This is a genomic window from Shinella sp. BE166 (genome assembly GCF_051201095.1).
Lineage (GTDB): Bacteria > Pseudomonadota > Alphaproteobacteria > Rhizobiales > Rhizobiaceae > Shinella > Shinella lacus.
Genome location: NZ_JBPEHL010000004.1, coordinates 264,260 through 278,867 on the forward strand (window position 1 = coordinate 264,260; position 14,608 = coordinate 278,867).

At 61.4% G+C, this 14,608-nt stretch carries 17 protein-coding genes and 1 tRNA gene; 5 read left to right on the forward strand and 13 right to left on the reverse strand.

Features of this window, described 5'->3' with window-relative positions:
* The first annotated feature begins 33 nt into the window (after positions 1-33).
* Positions 34-996, forward strand: coding sequence for an alpha/beta fold hydrolase (locus J2Y63_RS11910; protein ID WP_435266227.1), 963 nt, complete (start codon positions 34-36; stop codon positions 994-996).
* A gap of 7 nt (positions 997-1,003) precedes the next feature.
* Here the strand turns inward: J2Y63_RS11910 and hisN are convergent, their stop codons facing one another.
* Both hisN and J2Y63_RS11920 read right to left on the reverse strand, forming a co-directional pair.
* Positions 1,004-1,777, reverse strand: coding sequence for a histidinol-phosphatase (hisN, locus tag J2Y63_RS11915; RefSeq protein WP_435266228.1), 774 nt, complete (start codon positions 1,775-1,777; stop codon positions 1,004-1,006).
* A gap of 272 nt (positions 1,778-2,049) precedes the next feature.
* Positions 2,050-2,934, reverse strand: coding sequence for an N-formylglutamate amidohydrolase (locus J2Y63_RS11920; RefSeq protein ID WP_435266229.1), 885 nt, complete (start codon positions 2,932-2,934; stop codon positions 2,050-2,052).
* Positions 2,935-3,125: 191 nt separating this feature from the next.
* Between J2Y63_RS11920 and cpdR1 the strand changes: the two genes are divergently transcribed.
* Positions 3,126-3,488 (forward strand): response regulator CpdR1, encoded by a 363-nt coding sequence (gene cpdR1, locus J2Y63_RS11925; protein WP_069061148.1) that lies wholly within the window; start codon positions 3,126-3,128, stop codon positions 3,486-3,488.
* Positions 3,489-3,582: 94 nt separating this feature from the next.
* Positions 3,583-3,657 (forward strand) — tRNA-Val (locus tag J2Y63_RS11930).
* A 404-nt stretch (positions 3,658-4,061) separates the two neighbouring features.
* On the opposite strand, the gene J2Y63_RS11935 is transcribed toward J2Y63_RS11930, so the two are convergent.
* From J2Y63_RS11935 to J2Y63_RS11960, 6 genes are all read right to left on the reverse strand, one after another.
* Positions 4,062-4,406: a hypothetical protein gene (locus J2Y63_RS11935; protein ID WP_435266230.1), complete on the reverse strand. Its 345-nt coding sequence runs from the start codon at positions 4,404-4,406 to the stop codon at positions 4,062-4,064.
* 153 nt (positions 4,407-4,559) lie between these two features.
* Positions 4,560-4,880 carry a hypothetical protein gene (locus J2Y63_RS11940; RefSeq protein WP_435266231.1) on the reverse strand — a complete coding sequence of 107 codons (321 nt, stop codon included), beginning with the start codon at positions 4,878-4,880 and terminating at the stop codon, positions 4,560-4,562.
* Positions 4,877-5,068, reverse strand: coding sequence for a hypothetical protein (locus tag J2Y63_RS11945; protein ID WP_435266232.1), 192 nt, complete (start codon positions 5,066-5,068; stop codon positions 4,877-4,879). The genes J2Y63_RS11940 and J2Y63_RS11945 overlap by 4 nt, the downstream gene beginning before the upstream one ends.
* Before the next feature lie 2 nt (positions 5,069-5,070).
* Positions 5,071-5,895: a hypothetical protein gene (locus J2Y63_RS11950; RefSeq protein WP_435266233.1), complete on the reverse strand. Its 825-nt coding sequence runs from the start codon at positions 5,893-5,895 to the stop codon at positions 5,071-5,073.
* Between the two features lie 79 nt (positions 5,896-5,974).
* The gene (locus tag J2Y63_RS11955) at positions 5,975-6,814 is read right to left on the reverse strand and encodes a hypothetical protein (RefSeq protein WP_435266234.1); all 840 of its coding nucleotides are present in this window, start codon (positions 6,812-6,814) and stop codon (positions 5,975-5,977) included.
* On the reverse strand, positions 6,814-8,631 hold the full coding sequence (locus tag J2Y63_RS11960) for a cell wall hydrolase (protein ID WP_435266235.1): 1,818 nt from the start codon (positions 8,629-8,631) through the stop codon (positions 6,814-6,816). Before J2Y63_RS11960 ends, J2Y63_RS11955 begins: the two co-directional genes overlap by 1 nt.
* A gap of 86 nt (positions 8,632-8,717) precedes the next feature.
* Here J2Y63_RS11960 and J2Y63_RS11965 point away from each other — a divergent pair, with 86 nt between their 5' ends.
* Positions 8,718-8,948 (forward strand): hypothetical protein, encoded by a 231-nt coding sequence (locus J2Y63_RS11965; RefSeq protein ID WP_435266236.1) that lies wholly within the window; start codon positions 8,718-8,720, stop codon positions 8,946-8,948.
* 55 nt (positions 8,949-9,003) lie between these two features.
* The gene (locus J2Y63_RS11970) at positions 9,004-9,474 is read left to right on the forward strand and encodes a hypothetical protein (RefSeq protein WP_435266237.1); all 471 of its coding nucleotides are present in this window, start codon (positions 9,004-9,006) and stop codon (positions 9,472-9,474) included.
* Between the two features lie 237 nt (positions 9,475-9,711).
* Here J2Y63_RS11970 and J2Y63_RS11975 read toward each other — a convergent pair whose 3' ends face one another.
* From J2Y63_RS11975 to J2Y63_RS11995, 5 genes are read right to left on the reverse strand one after another with little or no spacing between them, the layout of a single operon-like run.
* Positions 9,712-11,520, reverse strand: coding sequence for a hypothetical protein (locus J2Y63_RS11975; protein WP_435266238.1), 1,809 nt, complete (start codon positions 11,518-11,520; stop codon positions 9,712-9,714).
* 1 nt (position 11,521) lies between these two features.
* A complete protein-coding gene (locus J2Y63_RS11980) occupies positions 11,522-12,535 on the reverse strand; it encodes a hypothetical protein (protein WP_435266239.1) in 1,014 nt (337 codons plus the stop codon).
* A 10-nt stretch (positions 12,536-12,545) separates the two neighbouring features.
* Positions 12,546-12,959, reverse strand: a complete 414-nt coding sequence (locus tag J2Y63_RS11985) for a hypothetical protein (protein ID WP_435266240.1) — start codon at positions 12,957-12,959, stop codon at positions 12,546-12,548.
* Positions 12,960-12,971: 12 nt separating this feature from the next.
* Positions 12,972-14,210, reverse strand: coding sequence for a hypothetical protein (locus J2Y63_RS11990; RefSeq protein WP_435266241.1), 1,239 nt, complete (start codon positions 14,208-14,210; stop codon positions 12,972-12,974).
* A 2-nt stretch (positions 14,211-14,212) separates the two neighbouring features.
* Positions 14,213-14,608 (reverse strand): hypothetical protein, encoded by a 396-nt coding sequence (locus tag J2Y63_RS11995; protein ID WP_435266242.1) that lies wholly within the window; start codon positions 14,606-14,608, stop codon positions 14,213-14,215.

Below are 14,608 nucleotides of genomic sequence, written 5' to 3' on the forward strand. Positions count from 1 at the left end.
GGGAGCAATTCCCGCCGAGACCCGCCCCGCGCCATGGATTCCATCCTGCACGCCACCGCCGACAATCCCGTTCCGGAGAACCATTTTGCGGGTTTTCTGGAAGGCCGCGGCGGCGTGAAGATCCGCTATGCCGTGTTCCGCTCGAAGGAGCGCGAGGCCAAGGGCACGGTCGTGCTGCTGCAGGGCCGCAGCGAATGCATCGAGAAATATTTCGAGACGATCAACGATCTCAACGCCCGCGGCCTCTGGGTCGCCACCTTCGACTGGCGCGGCCAGGCGGGTTCCGACCGGCTGATCAGGGGCAACCGCGCTGGCCATATTGGCCGCTTCGCCGATTACGAGGCCGACCTCTCGCTCTTCCTTGAAAAGATCGTGCTGCCGGACGCCCGCCTGCCCTTCTTCATCGTGGCGCACTCGACCGGGGCTCTGGTCGCGCTTTCGCAGGCGCCTTATCTGGAAAACCGCATCGAGCGTATGGTGCTCGCCGCGCCCTTCATCGCGCTCGCCGGCCAGTCGATGAGCCAGAGCAAGATCACCGTCATCGCCCGCCTCGCCTCGCTTTTCGGGCTTGGCAAGCATACTTTCCGCAAGGGCGATCCCGGACACGATTTCCCACGCAATGTCGTGACCTCCGACGAGCGCCGCTTCATCCGCAACGCCGCCATCTTCACCGAACATCCGGAGCTTTCCATCAGCTGGCCGAGCGCGCGCTGGCTGAACGAGACGCTGCGCACGATGGCCCGTGTGACGCATCAGGATCACCTGACGCACATCCGCATCCCCACCCTGCTGCTTTGCCCGACGGCCGATGCGCTGGTGCCGCGCCGGGCGATCGGCGATCTCGCGCGCATCTTCCGTGCCGCCCGCCTCATCGAGATCGACGGCGCCAAACACGAGCTGTTCCAGGAGGCCGACCGTTTTCGCGCGCAGGCGCTGGCGGCGATCGAGGCCTTCATTCCGGGCAGCGACGCCGAAGACACCAGCCTCGGCGCGTGAAGCTCAATTAAGCCTTGAGAAGCGCCATCGCCTCGTCATAGACCTTGCGGCTGCCGGCCGCGATGATCTCGCCGCCCATTTCCGCTGGCCCGCCATCCCACGCCGTGATGATGCCGCCCGCCTGCTCGATGACCGAGATGAGCCCGCCGACGTCATAGGGCTTCAGACCGCATTCGACGACGAGGTCGACATGGCCGGCCGCGAGCAGCGCATAGGCGTAACAATCGACGCCATAGCGGAAGAGCCGCACCTTGTCCTGCACCGCCTCGAACCGCGTCTTGCGGGTGTCCGTGAAGAGATGCGGCGAGGTGGTGAACAGGATCGCATCCGACAGCTTTTCGCACGGACGCGTCGAAAGCACCTTGCTGCCGTCCGGGCCTGCATAGTGCGAGATCTTGCCATCCGCGAAATAGCGCTCGCCGGTGAACGGCTGGTCGATGAGGCCCATCACGGCCTCGCCATTGCGATAGAGGCCGATCAGCGTGCCCCAGACGGGCACGCCGGAAATGAAGGCGCGCGTGCCGTCGATCGGGTCGATGACCCAGACATATTCCCGGTCGAGCCCGACCGAGCCATGCTCCTCGCCCAGGATGCCATGCTCGGGAAAATGCGCCTCGATCATCGCGCGGATCGCCGTCTCGGCGGCGCGGTCGCCTTCCGTCACCGGATCGAAGCCGGCGGCCTCCTTGTTGACGACATCGGCGCCGACGCGAAAGCGCGGCAGGGTCTCCTTGGCCGCAGCATCGGCAAGGCGGTCGAAAAAGGCGCGATCAGGCAACATGGGGGATCTCTCGGAGGGGGACTGCGGACTGCCCTTCCCTTACGCTATCGCGCGGCAAAACGGAACCGGATTGACGCAGAACATGTCCGCAGCCCCGCGCAGGAAAATTGCTTAGCGGACTTCAAATTTGTCCCGCAGTTGCGCTTGACATTTGTGCAGCGCAACATTATTGTTTCCTTACAGTCATTCGTGACTGTAAATACCCTCCTTGGGTGTTTCCTCCCTAGACTTAACCGCGCCCAAAGCGCGGTTTTTTTTGAGAGGAATGCGGCTTATTCGGCTGCCAGCGCCCGGTCTGCGGCATATTCCTCGACATGGTCGGAAAAATCCTGGAGGAAGGCGGAAATAGCCGTCTGCAACACCGCGAAATCCGGCTTCTTGGCGAGCGTCGTCTCGTCGACGTAAAGGCCGCGGTTCACCTCGATCTGCAGCGCATGCAGCCCCTTGGCGGGCCGGCCGTAGTGCTCCGTGATGAAGCCGCCCGCATAGGGCTTGTTGCGCACGACGGAAAAACCCATGTCCTCCAAGAGCCGCATGGCGGTGCGCGAAAGCTCCCCGGAGGCGCTGGTGCCGTAGCGGTCGCCGATGATGAAATCCGGCCGCACGCTGGTGCCCGAAACCCGGATATTGCCCGGCATGGAATGGCAATCGATGAGCACCGAAAAGCCGAAGGTCACATGGGTGCGCACGACGAGACGGCGCAGGCACGCGTGATAGGGCTTGTAGACCGTCTCCACCCGCTCCAGCGCGTCTGCCACCGGAAAGCGTTGGCGATAGATCTCCATGTTCTCCGCCACGACGCGCGGCACGGTGCCGAGACCGCCGGCGACGCGAATGGAGCTGATATTGGCATAGGACGGCAGCGACCCCTCGAACATGCGCGGGTCGAGCTCGTAGGGCTCGCGGTTGACGTCGAGCCAGGCCCGCGGGAAATGCGCCACCAGCATCGGCGCGCCAAGCGCCGGGGCGACCGAGAAGAGCTCGTCGACATAATGGTCTTCCGAACGGCGGATGCCGAGCGCGTCGAGGCGCGACTGCGCGAGGAAGCTCTGTGGATAACGCCGGCCGCTATGGGGGGAATTGAAGACGAGGGGCACGCTCTGCGAAACCGGCTCCAGCACTTCGAAGTGGCTGTTTTCGCTCAGGGCCTCCGCCATTGCCGTCCTTTACCATGCCTGAAAGTCATACCGTCGCCCATGTTGCCAGCGGCCTCCGCCCGTGTCCATACTGAGAAACGAGGGATTAGGGGCTTGCCCTGCCCCATTCACCGGATATTTACCGGAATACGCTCTTGTAACAGAACCGCCCGTCCGCGGGCCGACAACCTTAGCAACGGTTCCCGAATTCCATGACACCCAAGATTCTCCTCGCAGAAGACGACAACGATATGCGCCGGTTCCTCGTGAAGGCGCTCGAAAAGGCGGGCTACCAGGTGTTGTCCTACGACAACGGCGCCAGCGCCTATGACCGGCTTCGCGAAGAACCCTTCTCGCTGCTCCTCACCGACATCGTGATGCCGGAGATGGACGGCATCGAGCTGGCGCGCCGCGCGACCGAACTCGATCCGGACCTGAAAGTGATGTTCATCACCGGCTTTGCCGCCGTGGCGCTGAACCCGGATTCCAAGGCCCCGAAGGATGCCAAGGTCCTCTCGAAACCTTTCCATTTGCGCGATCTCGTCGACGAGGTCAACAAGATGCTGGCCGCCTAAGACCCGGAAAACACCACAAAATCGGGCCGTAAAAAAAGCTTCAAAAAGCTATTGACGGCGCCCAAGGTTTTGTGGTCTATCCGCCGCATCGGATGGGCGTGTAGCTCAGCGGGAGAGCACTACGTTGACATCGTAGGGGTCACAGGTTCAATCCCTGTCACGCCCACCATCCAAGTTCATGTATTTAAAGGGCTTTCGGGAAACCGAGGCCCTTTTTACGTAGTTCCCCACAGGTTCATTGAACCTGACGCGAGAGTTTCGCCATGAACCGCCTCGGCCATCAAGCCATCTTCATCGGCCTGCCTCTTGGGGCTATAGTCTATTTCGGTATGTGGATGGGATGGTGGTGATGGACAACGGCACATGGGCCGGCATGATAGCCATGGGGCTGCGCTATCACGTCCACTGTGATCCGTGCGAGCGCGTCGTCGAGATCGACATGACCAAGCTACCGTCGGATGGTGAGGCTATCGGGAGAACGTTCCGGTGCAGCCAGTGCGGAAGGCCGGGACACAGCGTGGTGAGCGCGAAGAGTGCCGAGAGGTGCACGCCGGTGGCTAGGCCGGTGCCCCGCTAGCGTGCCCGGCTCCGCTGCTCCAGTCTCTGGAGGATTTCCTTCGACACCCGCGAGTCGGTGACGACGTCGTTCAGCTTGTTCGATAGATCGCGAAGAATGCTGTTCGTCGACAAGAGCGACTGGTCGAGCGCGACGGTCTTGTTCTGAAGCGCCTCGATCTGGCTGTCTCGCTTGATCTTGGTCTCCTCCAAGCTCTTGATCCGCTCGTCGAAGCGGGCAATCGTCGCCTCCCGATCGGCCTTCGCTTCCTTGTGGAGCGACTCGTGGCCCACCTTCCATTCCTGAAGGTCCTTGATATCCCTGCCCTTATCGAACCAAATTCCGGCTAGGCCGAGAGCCATCGTAACGATGGTCCCAATCTGGATTAATGTGTTGAGGTTCCACTCAAGCTTAGGAGCGCGCGAAATTCCCATGGTCTCATCCCCGCTCAATCCCAGCACCCCTTCCGAGCCCCTGCCCGGTCATTCGAAATAACGCGTTCGGCGCCCGATCGATCAGCCTGGAGCAGGGCAACCGTCCCGGCCGGCGACAGGTTCGCCTTCACAAACGGGCTGCACCCTGAGACTGTCGCACTCTGGCACCCGGCCAAGGTAAGCGATGCAAAGGTCAAAATCAGACATGCGCTGAAGCTTGGCGTCATCGCCTTTCCTTTCCAGCTCTTCCTTCTGGGATTGAACGGCCTGTTCGGCGATGAGGCGGTCGCGGGCGTCCTTACGCTCCGCTGGCAGCGTGAAGGCCTGCACATAGGCGTAGACCACCACGCCGCCGAGGATCGCGCCAGCCGCCAGCTTGAGGCCGGTTATGAGCGGGATCATGTGCCCCATCCGCATTTTTTTGCGAGGGCATAGGCCAGCTCAACACTGACGCCGAGCGCACCGCCTACGAGGATGAGGAGGTCCGGGTCCGCGCCTATCTGGGAGCCGAGGTCGGCGTCCATGTATCCGGCAGCGACGAGGGCACCGGCAGCATAGCGCAGGGCGATACGGGCAATGATGGCCGACATGGCTACTTTCCTTTGAAGAGCTTCGCGATGATGGAGATGAGGGCAGCTAGCCAGTTGCCGGAAGGCGCCGGAGGGGTGGTGCCCAAATCGGGTGTTTTCGGCTGCAACACACTGGGTTCTGAGGGTTTCGGGGTGATGCCCAAATCGGCCTTCTTCGCCGAATAACCAGCCGCGACCAGCGCGCGCTCGAAGGCCTTGGCATAGACGGCGATATCGGCGCCGTTCGATGCTGTGTCGCCGTTGATGATGGCGCGCGAGCTATAGTATTTGAAGCCTGGAGCGTCAGGGCTGCGGGTGACCAGATAGTCGTAGTCAGCCAACTTCTTGCCGGTGAACATGCCCTTCGTCATCCCGTCGAACAGGATACGCACTGCGGTTGCCATCTCGCCGGCGGCTTCTGGATTATCGGCAATTCCGAACTTCTCGTAGTTCTCGCGGCCGGTGATCTGCGCTAGGCCGCGCCCGCGGAACCGCCAGCCGTCATCCTGGAACTTGTTGCCGAGGCGGCCGCCATAGACCTTATTCGCGAGTGCCTTCGGGTTGTTCGCATACGGCTGTGCGGCGGCAATTGTCGGAAACCGGCTCGGCCATACCTGCGTCATCCGCTTGGCGGAATAGTTCAGATTCTCGCTGATCGGCTGCATTCTGCCGCCCGTCTCGTGATAGGCCTCCGACAGGATCGCGGCGAGATGGAAGAGCGACGTCCCGCGCTTTTCGCCCTCGTCAAGGATTGCTTCGACGCCTTCCACCTGGGGCTGGGAAAGAGACGTGCCGAAAATGCCGGACGTGCGAGCGCGCGCCGACGCATAGAATGCGCTGCGGTTCATGGTGTTGTCCTTGTGGGAAATAAAAGCGCCGGCTAGCGGCTAGGTGCCGTCGCAACGTGGCAAGCGACGGTGGGGTGCGTCAAAGCTCTTCAGCCATAAAATACGTGTCAGTGATGGCGCCCCGGATGGGGTACGCGCCGCCCGACGTTAGGTTGTTGATCTGGATTTCGTAGTAATCCGTGCCATTGCCGACCACGACGTCTGTTACCTTCGGGTTTGCCACCATGGTGCTTTCGGCGTTGTCGTATCCGATCGCGATAGACGTGCCGTTTTTGAGGAGGCGGCATTCGACACTGCGCTGGCCCGAGGTGATCGAAACCGCAAGCTGGGCATAGATGCGGAAAGCTCTTCCGCTCGGCGGGGTAAACCGGGAGGTTGCGGTATCGTACATACTGCCAACATCATAGACCTCAGTGCCGAACGTCACGATGGTAGCGGCGTCCGTCAGCGTTTGGTTCGTGCCGTTCTTATTGGCTTTGAAGCGGGCCTTGTCCTCTCCTCCAAAATATTCGAACCGGAAATTGCCATTGTTGACGGAAAGGATGCCGCTGGATCCGACCGTAAGGGCAATGAACTCCTCCCCGTTGACCGTCTCCGACCCGTTCGGGTTGATCGTCACTGCGCCGCCCTGGGCGTAAACCTTGCACTGCCAGCCGTCCGTCAGCGTTGCGGCCGAGGATGTGGTCAGCGTTGCCTCTTCCGAGAACTCAATCAACTGGTTGTGATCGGCCTTTACGGCGGTATAGGCGGTATCCTTGGCCGCCCGGCGGGTCACGAGCCCCTTGGCAATATGGGCCATTTCCGTCCGCATAGCGTCGTCGAGGTTGGACGGCTTCGCGGTTCCGAGGATGGACGTCCCGCCGATATCCTGATTTTCGGATGCCGTGGTGCTGTAGTCGAGGATGCTGTCTTTGCTCATCAGTAAAGTCCTACGCTGTCGCGTGCGCGATCTGCTTGAGAGCGGCTGCCGTCGCCCATGGAATTCCCGCCGAAGAGACCTCCGAAGAGGCCTCCGTCCCAGCCGCCACCACCGCCCCAGGTGTCGCCGTCCTTGAACAGCGTCTCGCGCCCGAACTTGTCGATGCGGGAGACGATGCCGTTGCCGAGGTTGGTAATCCGGGAGCCGTCCGTTGCCGTGCCCGTGGTGCCCTGTGGACCGCCCCATGCGCCGTATGCGGCCTGCGAGCCCTGCCCGAGGTCGTTGAGCGTTCCGACGCCGGCCCATGCCCCTTGGCCGCCCGGTCCTCCGCCAAGCAGGCCCTTGACCCCGTCGAGAAGGCCGTTCTGGCCGGGGGCGCCGAAGGCTTCCTTCGCCAGTGCAGAGCCGAGAATGCCGCCGATAGGGCCGCCGAGTGCCGAGCCGGCAATGCCGCCGAGCATTGAGACGCCAGCATTCCGGGCGAACTGGCCAACCTTGGAGGGCTGCGCCTGTGTGGCGTCGGGTGTCGTGGAAACAGCGGTATCCTGCTCGACGGTCGCTTCTGGCGTCTGCACGCCAGTCGTTACCGGTCCCTCGATGGCGGCTGTCTGGACCGTCTCGGGCTCGTAGGCCGGGAGGCTGTCAACCGGGCTGGTGAGCGGGTTTTGTGCAAGCCTGCCGACGCCGAGAATGTCGTTCGGATCGCGGACCTTAAGGCCGGAGGCGCCAAGAATGCCGCCCATCTCCATCGACTGCCCCATTTGGGCGTAGGCGTCTGCGAGGCTGGGCGTCTGGCTCTGTGTCGTCGGAGAAACGGCCTCGATAGCGCCCACCGCATCGTTGACCGTCTGCTCGGGCTGATAGGCTTGGAACGTGCGGTCCTGGCTCACGCGACCGCGTGCTTGGTTGATTTCATTCTGGAGGTTCGCACTCGCTTGCATCTCTGCGAGCTTCGCTTCCTGGCTGGGCATGCTGCCGGATGACAGGAGGCCAGAGCGGAGGCCGTCCAAGCCGCTGGCAACCATGCCGCCGGCCATACGATCCGATGCGGGGGATTGCACGCCGGCTCCAGAGAGGTTGAGCGATGGCGTTTCGCCCATGGTGCTGGCGAGCTGGCCGTATGCCTCTGTCGGAGTGATGCTGGGAAGATCGGAGAGAAGGCCGCGCTCGACGCCCATCGTCGATGCTGGGTTGACCGCCGACATAATGCCGGTCGCGCTGTCTGCCTGGTTGATGCCCGTCCCTGCCCGATCGGCAAAGGTGGGCGTCGGAACCCGGCTCAGGGGGCCGGTGTTGTCAACACCGTTCAGCGCCACGCTATACTCGTCTGCCGGCATCGCTCCGGGCGCGTTGCCGTGGTAATGGACATTTTGACCAAGCCCGAGCCGCTTGGCGCCAGCTTCGATCATTGGATTGATCCAACCGGTGAGGTTAGACTTGTCGCTAACGTTAGGGTTTGCGTAATTTACCGCCCCGCCAATGGTGGACAGTGCTCCAGCCGTCCGGTTCTCAACGTGCTGTCGAACTAAATCCTGTACGGCCTGGGAGGCTTTCGGCGTGTTCTGCACCGACCCGTAGGGATCGAGGTTCGACGGCCCGGTGATCTTCGAGAACTGGCGGCGCTGGTTGAGAACGCCTGTTACCGACTTGGGATAGCCCTCCGTCGCTAGACGATTGGTCACCGTATCGACCACCGCGCGCACCATATCGCGGTAGACCACAGGGTCGCGGCGTTGGATGGAACGGGGAACTTCCGTGTCGACGACGCGTGCGATATAGTCGATATCTCGATCAGTGAGATTGATCGTATTTGCCATTTGGCACCCCGGAGGAAGCTGTGTTTTTCAGGATTGTGGTCGCGGCAATGCTCGTCTCAGCGCCGGCTTTCGCGGGCGACTGTTACGTGAGCGAAGATGAAGAGGGCTGGTCGGTTGAAATTGTTGATGGCGGTTTTAAATGGAACCAAGGCGTTAAGAGCCTAGATCTTGAAGACCAGTCCGTTGGGACCGGAATTCCTTACCGTGTTGCCGTCACCGAAGACGGCGAGAGCTTCTATCGATACCTTTTCCACAAGGGTGACTTGATTTTCGACAACGCGGTTTATGCCCGAGCTCCTGACAGCAAGTGTAAGTAGACTCGACTCCCGGTTGATCTCGTGCTTTTCTCCCTCTGCTTGAGGGGAAACACACATGCACGAACATTTTTCACGCGGCGCCGTGTGCGCTGTGCTTTCACTCGCCTTGGCGGGCTGTACCACTTCCTCGTCGCAGATGGCAAAAGCGCCTCACAAGGTGCCAAAATCGGCGCTTTGTAGATCATTCGTTGAGACCAAGGACGACACGCTCCGCTACAATATCCAAGTTGAGTTAGTCCGGCGCGGCATTCAACCGGCCGCTTGCGACAAGATGGTCCAGGACCAGAACAATGCCGCTGCCGCCCTGGTCGCGGTGGCTGTTATCGGAACTGCCGTGGCTGTTTGTGCGAACAATAATTGCGGCGGCGGTTCTGGGTACGGCTACGCATGGGACCAGTTCCAGCACCCCAATGCCTATGGGCTGATGTGGGCGTGCCGATCGAGGTACAATGGGCAGTTCGCCGAGAACTACCATTGCAACGGTCTACCTGTGAATGACCACACATGGCCGGGGTGGGCCTTGTGAGGTTATCTCGCGCCATATAAAGTGCAAACCATGCAGATTGACCACGATCCGAACGAGCCGCCGCGCCGAGCCTATAACGACTGGTGGCTTTTCCCGGCATGCTTTGTGGTTATCGCCGTCCTGTGGGTTGCCATCTTGTCTTTAGAGGAGTTGGCATGGCCACAAATCGGGTTGGGATTTCTAACTGGTGGGCTCTTAATGGCTTGGGCGAATGATGCTTTTCCGAATGCCTACCGATCAAGGCCCAGCGATAGCCCGACCGACAGAAGGCGAGACCTCTGACGTTTCGGCGTTCAGGATCGCATTGAGCAGCCCTCTCGTCTGGGGCGAGATTGCCATACCTTGGGCCACCTGATTTGCGAGATACTTCTGAACGGCGGGGTTCATTAGTACCCTGCCAGCCATCCTCGGTGCAGCAAAGCCAGCCAGACCGGCCAGAATTGCAGTTTTCGTGTCTCCCGTCGATGTCCCGGCCCCAGCGCCAAGAAGACCGGCCAAGCCGAGGCCGAGGTTCTGAGCGTTAAGGCGTCCGGCCGTGCCACTGTTCGGCATACCCTTCATCACCGCCTCGCCCGAGCGCGCCAGCTCGGCAAAGTCGCCCTTGCCGCGGGCGTAGTTTCTGCGACCGTGCCCAACAACCGTAGCGTTTCTAAGCTGCGCCGGGGATATAATGCCCATCGCGGCGTTCTCGCCTGCTCCCGTCGCGGCGCGCTCGATGACGAGAATGTTACGGTATTCCTTGCGGGCCTGCTTCCACAGCGGAATATCCTTTGACCCCTTACGGAACATGGAGCGCTCCATACCGTCGTCCAAGGCATTCCGAAGACCATAAAGAGCGTCCTGCAACTGCGGGTCCTTCGCCGCGCTGCGCGCCAAGCGGTCTAGCCGGGACCGCGTAGCCTGGTAGGCCGGGCCGTCGAGATCGCCTTTTTGCAGAACCGTTCCAACATCCTGGATCATGTCCATGATAACTGGAGCGCGCTGGTTCGGTGCAGTGAGCGAGGCGTATTCCCGCCAGACAGCACCAAGATCCTGCGCAAGCTTCTTGTCCGGCGTCAGGTCATTGCGCGCGGCGAGGTCGTCAAACTTCTGCCCGATCGTCTCGAAGCCTTGGTCGATGACTTCAGGTGTGGCACGCTCAGCTTTTATGCCAGCGCGCTTGAGGGCTGCCGAAGTGAACTGCTCGCCCTGCTTATCGACGAAATCCCTGGCCTTCGCGCCGCCGAGTTCGCTTTCGGCATAACGCAGCCGGTCGCTCCCGGTCCTCTGGCCTGCCGTTGTCGTCACGCCTTCGCGGGAAAGCGCATCAACAGCCGCCTTCCTTTCGGGATTGGACATAAACGGGGAGATTGCCTTTTTGGCGACGGAGCCGGCGACTTTCATAGCTCCGGGTATAGCAGCACCAATCACGCCGCCGCCCACCGCTCCATAGGTTGCCCCTTCTCCCATGCCGGCTAGCGTGCCATCCGATGCGCCTGCCCCGGAAAGCGCTCCGTAACCCATCCCCTCTAGGGCTGACGCCGCGGTAACACGACCCAGCCCACGGCCAGCGTTGATCGCGTTTGCGGTCGGAGACAGGCCAATCTTTGCCGCCCCAACCGGGAGTGCAAACGACCCGCCAACCTCGGCAGCAAGGCCAGCGGTGCCTGACCGATTGCGGGCACGCTGTGTCTGGTCTTCCATCGCCGCGAGTTCTTCGGCGTAGGATTTATCCGTGAACGCAGCTCGCCCGGCTGCCGCTTTATTACCAAGGCCAAACGTGACACCCGTCGCAGCGAGATCAGCAATGTCACCAGCAGCAACGAGCGGCTTCTTCCATGTCGGGAGAGCGTCAAAGCGCGCCTGGTCAAGGCTTTCGATCGTCGCGTCCCCGAGCTTGTTGGACATGCCGGACAGTTCCGAGCGCATGTCCTGCGACTGCTGGCTTTCCGTCGGCCCTGCGCCGCGTATGCGGATGATCTCGTTTGCAAGCGTCTTTGCCGCTTCGACGTCACCAGCCTTGTCGGCGTTGATAAGAGCGGTGGAAAGCTGCTCGATTGTTGCCATGTTACCCGCCGTACTTCTTTAGAAGATCGTCAACAGTGCTTCCGCCCGTCGCCCCGCCGCCCGGCTGATAGAACGACCCGCCGCGCAGGCCTTCCGCGCGCTGGCGGTTGAATTCCAGGCGACGTTCAGCAAGGGCTTGAGCCCTCTGCAAGATGCTGGCGCGCACATTGGCGGGCTGCCCCGACGAGCCCTGAAGATCGAGCAGGATTTTGCGCTCGCCTTCCGTTGGCGCCGCGCCGAAGATAGATTTGAGGCTCTGGAGAGCCTGCCCAACCACGAGATTGTCAAAATCGGCCGTTGCAGCGCCACTCTCTTTGGAAGAAATGGCGTCCGGCACCATCCAATCCGGAAGCGCGTTGCTAAGGGCGCCACGGGTGCTCGCAAATGCGCCTTGGTTAGCTTGGTTGTTGATCTCCTGGGCCTGCTTGAGGGCCGTGATGGCATTTTCGTTAGCCGCGACCATCTCGTCGGCTTCGAGGATGGCCTTTTTGTCGGTCGCGGTGAGCGGCGACTGGTCTTCGCGCGGCATCTTGCCGGTGAGGATAAACGACTGATATGCCGGGTTGTCAGGAGTGAGGCCGTTCGCCTCCGCTGCTGCCCGGCGGGACTCGTACGGGTCTGGCTTGTTGTCTTCCGGCTTGACAGCCGTGCCAAGTGGCTCAAACCCGCCAGAATTTTTGTCCGCCCAACCATACCGGCCGTCTGGCAACTGCACCCATTGGCGCTGGGGCTGCTGCGCCTTCAGCTGCGCTTGCTCCGCCTCTCGTTTTTGCTTGTAGGACAGCGACAGGAGATCGGCCGGGGACATGCCGGCATCGAGCATCGGGAGGAGATCGGGGCTGTTCTTCTGGAGCCAGTCCATCGTGACGTTGCGCTGGCGCTGGTCTTTACGAACCTGCGAATACCCCCCGAGCGCGCCGCCGATCTGTTCCGCAGGGGTCCGGCCCGTCAAAAGACCGCTGCTGATTGCCATGAGGGCGTCGGGATTGAGATTGCTGAGGAAATTGCCTGCCATCGTCACAGCCTCACTTCATGTAGCCCATTTGCCGAAGGGCCATGAGCAACTGCTGCTGCTGGCCCATCGGCTGGGGGTTAATGCCCGGCATCTGCATCGGCCCCATGGCTTGCGGAGCCATCGCCATCTGCTGCTGCTGTTGAGGGTTGCCAAGACGCCAGGTGTTGATCGGCTTGTCGGCGGTCGGGTCATCCGGGTTGAGCGTCGGCTTCGTCGGGTCTTCGCTTGTCGGCAGTTGGTTGATCTTCACCGGATCGTACATCTGGTTCAGATAGTTCCGCTGAGCCAGGAGGCCACCGCCAAACCCGTTGTTCATCTGTTTGGCGAGAAGACCGATCTGGCCGGGAAATCCGCTCGGGAACGTGAGGCCGTTGTCCGGCTTTTTGACCGGGCGGCCATAGGTTTCGTCGGGGCGCTTTGCCATGATGCCGTCTCCTTAGATCTTCCTGCCGCCGAGGCCGCCGGTTCCGGCCGGGGCACCGCCACCACCAAACAGATCGGAGAAGAAGCCCAGCCCACCTGTGCCGGCTCCGAGCGCCTGGAGGAATGGGTTCGGCCCAGCCGCCGTTTCCGTTTTGCTTCCGTAACTGCCGTTTAGGTTGGCAACATTGAGAAGCCTGCCGATCTGGTCCCATGCACCGTTTTGCGTGCCGTTGAAGAGGCGTAGCTCGTCGTTTTTCAGGCGGGTGGCGAGGTCTTCGTTCATGCCGCCGACCTGCATTTGCGTCTGATACGGCATCTGGGCGATGGAATAGGCGTCCCGCATATTGCCGATACCGGCCTGACCAGCATTGAAGAGTTGGCCCTGCGCGTTCAGCAGGTTGCCGAACTGGCGGTCGATATTATCAATACCGACCTGCCCCATGTTCATGAGGTTGTTCGAGGCGCCCTGCATCGTGCCGTATGCGCCGGTCATGTTGCCGACGCCCTGCTGACCGCCCGCAAACAGGCTGTTGTTGGCCGCGTCCTTGCGGTTCAGATACCTGTTGTATTCATCCGAATACATTGTGTTTGCGAGATTGCCCGCCGTCTTGCCCATGACGCTCTGATGAGCACCGGAGCCATACCGCCCGGCACCAGCGGCACTGAGATTGACGCTATCGCCAGCCGCATCGAGAGCGCCGGCAAGCACTTTCTGGAACGCTGGGTTACTGTCGGGCGCAAAGCTTGACGTCGCCGTTGTACGGTAATTGTCCATCGCCGTACGCTGGTCAGCGGTCAGGCCCCCGGAATTGATAAGATCCTGGAAAACCTGCTGATTGGCGCCGAAATTCTTCTTGGCCGAGCCAAGTGCCATTTGTTGGGTCTGGTTGAAGCCGCCATTGCCCAGCATGCGGTTATAGCGGTTCTGAGCGTTCTGCGCGCCGAATTCGAGGCCGCCCATCGCCTGTTGCTGAGGTCCGGTAAAGCCCCCGCCGCGGATAATGTTCTCCATCTGCGCAGTGAGATTTCCACCACCCCCGCCACGACCCATGCGGCTTGCCAGCCCCTCAAGGCCCGACATACCCTTCATCGTTTGGAGCGAGTACGGAATGACCGTCGAGCCGGCAAACTGCTGCCCGCCGATACCGTTCTCATAGAGCTTCAGCGCATCGGTAAGGCCTCGTTCGAGCAGCGGCTGAGACGGCTTGTAGGGCTCGCTGCTCGTCGTGGTCGTTTGCTTGCTGCCAGACATGGCTATACCTCGTAAACCCTGCGTAATTCGCGCGCTTCAGGAAAGAATGGGCGCCAGTCACGCCCCTCGAAGATGAACCGCTTTGCGCCGCCCGCATCACGCGCCTTGACAGCGAATTCCTTGGCGTCCTTGGCCCAAAGCCGTGGATTTTCCCCAGCCAGGGCCAGGCAACGCATCACGGTCCCGGTCGGCCAGTCCTCAAACCGCCATACCGAAGCCATCCATGCTTTTTCCGTGTCGTGAGCCACCATCATGTAGGCGGCGCCAGAGCGGCACATCTGCCAGAGCATCCCGCTCGAAAGATCACCACCGCATCGGTCGCACGCCTTCTGCATTCGCTGCGAGAAGAGCGGCCAAAGCTGGTCAACCTCCTGCGGGGAGGCAAAGGCGACGAGCAC

What these genes read in the sequence shown, in the direction of transcription:
- J2Y63_RS11940 (WP_435266231.1), bottom strand. Translation starts at nt 4,880, where the DNA reads ATGATCCCGCTCATAACCGGCCTCAAGCTGGCGGCTGGCGCGATCCTC.
- J2Y63_RS11960 (WP_435266235.1), bottom strand. Translation starts at nt 8,631, where the DNA reads ATGGCAAATACGATCAATCTCACTGATCGAGATATCGACTATATCGCA.
- J2Y63_RS11950 (WP_435266233.1), bottom strand. Translation starts at nt 5,895, where the DNA reads ATGAACCGCAGCGCATTCTATGCGTCGGCGCGCGCTCGCACGTCCGGC.
- cpdR1 (WP_069061148.1), top strand. Translation starts at nt 3,126, where the DNA reads ATGACACCCAAGATTCTCCTCGCAGAAGACGACAACGATATGCGCCGG.
- J2Y63_RS11985 (WP_435266240.1), bottom strand. Translation starts at nt 12,959, where the DNA reads ATGGCAAAGCGCCCCGACGAAACCTATGGCCGCCCGGTCAAAAAGCCG.
- J2Y63_RS11980 (WP_435266239.1), bottom strand. Translation starts at nt 12,535, where the DNA reads ATGGCAGGCAATTTCCTCAGCAATCTCAATCCCGACGCCCTCATGGCA.
- J2Y63_RS11975 (WP_435266238.1), bottom strand. Translation starts at nt 11,520, where the DNA reads ATGGCAACAATCGAGCAGCTTTCCACCGCTCTTATCAACGCCGACAAG.
- J2Y63_RS11920 (WP_435266229.1), bottom strand. Translation starts at nt 2,934, where the DNA reads ATGGCGGAGGCCCTGAGCGAAAACAGCCACTTCGAAGTGCTGGAGCCG.
- J2Y63_RS11945 (WP_435266232.1), bottom strand. Translation starts at nt 5,068, where the DNA reads ATGTCGGCCATCATTGCCCGTATCGCCCTGCGCTATGCTGCCGGTGCC.
- J2Y63_RS11970 (WP_435266237.1), top strand. Translation starts at nt 9,004, where the DNA reads ATGCACGAACATTTTTCACGCGGCGCCGTGTGCGCTGTGCTTTCACTC.
- J2Y63_RS11935 (WP_435266230.1), bottom strand. Translation starts at nt 4,406, where the DNA reads ATGGCTCTCGGCCTAGCCGGAATTTGGTTCGATAAGGGCAGGGATATC.
- J2Y63_RS11910 (WP_435266227.1), top strand. Translation starts at nt 34, where the DNA reads ATGGATTCCATCCTGCACGCCACCGCCGACAATCCCGTTCCGGAGAAC.
- J2Y63_RS11955 (WP_435266234.1), bottom strand. Translation starts at nt 6,814, where the DNA reads ATGAGCAAAGACAGCATCCTCGACTACAGCACCACGGCATCCGAAAAT.
- hisN (WP_435266228.1), bottom strand. Translation starts at nt 1,777, where the DNA reads ATGTTGCCTGATCGCGCCTTTTTCGACCGCCTTGCCGATGCTGCGGCC.
- J2Y63_RS11990 (WP_435266241.1), bottom strand. Translation starts at nt 14,210, where the DNA reads ATGTCTGGCAGCAAGCAAACGACCACGACGAGCAGCGAGCCCTACAAG.